Consider the following 2,017-nt stretch of genomic DNA (forward strand, 5'->3'; position numbering starts at 1 on the left):
TATTTAAATTTGTGATGGGAATTACGGTCAATATATTTGTAATTTTTTTCCAACATCCGAGAGTTCAAAAGTTGTGTATATTTCTATGTTACCATTCTTTTCATTTTTTGTTGTAATAGGAATGTAAAAAGCATTTTTAATTTTTAAGATAAACCTCTTATTGATTTCTTTTACATCATTAATAACATTGTAAAAAATATCATATTTTTTAAAAATATACGAATTTTCTAAAATAATTTTGTAAATCTTATATATCTTATCAGAAAAATCATAATCTTCTAAATTATTTTTATGGATTTCCTTCAATATTTGATTAAGCGTATTCATCATACTATTAAATATAAATCTATATCTATTACCTCCCTTAATAATCTTTTCTATAAAATTATACTCGCCATCTGGATTATATGCAGTTTCAAGAAGTTTGTTTAATAGCTCTGAGTAATCTAAGTCATTGGTTGTTATATTTGGTATAGTCATTATAGCCATTTCTTTAAATGCATCATAACACCATCTAATATTCCAATCGTTAGATAATCCACCATCTAATTTTCTAATTTCTTCTTTGAATAAATCCCCCACGTATTCAATTATATTTTTTGTAATTTCAGATTTAGAACCTTCTCTTTCTTCATCCTCAGCAATTAACATATAATTTTTATAAATTTTCATTATTGTATTTATCTCCCAATAAATATCCGCACTATTATTTATTTTTACTTTTGCAGATTTATAAAGTGTCTCTATTGAAGTTTTTAAAACTTCACATCCATAAGGAACATTTATTTTATTGTATTTTATAATATCTAATCCCAACAACCCAATTATTGTCGTGATATTGTTAATAAATCTAATATTGTTGTTTCCAGAAGTTTCTCTATTATACAGTTTGTTAAAACTACGTTCTAATCCCTTAATACCATAAATAACAGCATCCATTTCCTCTAATTCGATAAATTTCCTAATAATTTTATAGGCACTATATATTTTCCTGTCGTCTAAATTTTTGTTTGAATTGTTATATAACACTATTTCAATACATTTATCGGGTTTTAAATAATCGATAACTCTCGATAAATAGAAAAATAGCCCAATAAAACATGACAAAGTTAATATTATAAAAAATATTATCTCATTAGTAGTATTGTTGGTCAATGGAAAAAGAATGCAAATTATAAAGACCATAATCACGAATATGTTCCAAATTAGATAGCCCTTAAATATTTTATCTTTAAAGAATATATCCATCAATACATATCCTCTTTCTCCAGAAACATGTTGAATAATTATAGCACTAATTGTAATGACAATACCAAATACTGTACCAATAACCGAAACTACCGTAGTTAAATAAGATTCTAAATTGTTACTTACTTTATTATTAACAATATAGCTCGATAACAAAGTATATAAATGAAAATAATCTATTAACAAATATCCCAAATACAAAAGAAAAATAAAGAATAATTGTAACAGACCTACAAAATACAAATATTCTCTAATTACATTCCATATTATGAATCCTGTTCTCACAACGACATTCTTTTTAATAATTTCTATCTTTTGATTAAAATTTTTTGTATTTTTACTGATAGTGTGATTTAACACTATTAAAATTAAGACCAAAAAATAGAAATAGGTAGTACTTAAATAACTCGTTAAAAAACGGTGCATCTCCTATGCTAGCAGCACTTAATAGTATACTCACTAATTCTATAAATAGTTTAGGATTTAACTGTTCGGAGGAGTTATCTAAGTTCGCACAAGTTAGAACGCTAACGCCGATAAAAACTATCAAAGCATTTTCAGAGTATGTCTCGGGAATTTCACAGAACGACTATCGTTAAAAACCTACAAAACTATCAGAAAATGAGTTTTGTTTGTATACTCAACTATCCAACCTTCCCGATATTTTTGATGACAATAGATTTAAATACACTGCAATAATCGATTCAACGCTACTAAGGGAGATGGGAGTAAAAAAGGTTNTGGTTGCATATTCGATATAACTACATCG

Annotated in this window: 2 protein-coding genes; one reads left to right on the forward strand and one right to left on the reverse strand. The window is 25.9% G+C overall.

The genetic code is table 11. The features are described from left to right. Nucleotides 1–27 precede the first annotated feature (27 nt). Entirely contained in the window at nucleotides 28–1,491 is a 1,464-nt protein-coding gene (locus METFODRAFT_RS09530; protein ID WP_141564107.1) for a hypothetical protein, read from the reverse strand. A gap of 188 nt (nucleotides 1,492–1,679) precedes the next feature. Here METFODRAFT_RS09530 and METFODRAFT_RS11680 point away from each other — a divergent pair, with 188 nt between their 5' ends. Beyond that, nucleotides 1,680–1,847 (forward strand): hypothetical protein, encoded by a 168-nt coding sequence (locus METFODRAFT_RS11680; RefSeq protein ID WP_159089918.1) that lies wholly within the window; start codon nucleotides 1,680–1,682, stop codon nucleotides 1,845–1,847. The last annotated feature ends 170 nt before the right edge of the window (nucleotides 1,848–2,017 follow it).

The sequence above is a fragment of the Methanotorris formicicus Mc-S-70 genome (assembly GCF_000243455.1).
GTDB lineage: Archaea > AGJL01 > Methanococci > Methanococcales > Methanococcaceae > Methanotorris > Methanotorris formicicus.

Coding starts and splice junctions, on each gene's coding strand:
- METFODRAFT_RS11680 (WP_159089918.1), top strand. CDS start 1,680: ATGCTAGCAGCACTTAATAGTATACTCACTAATTCTATAAATAGTTTA.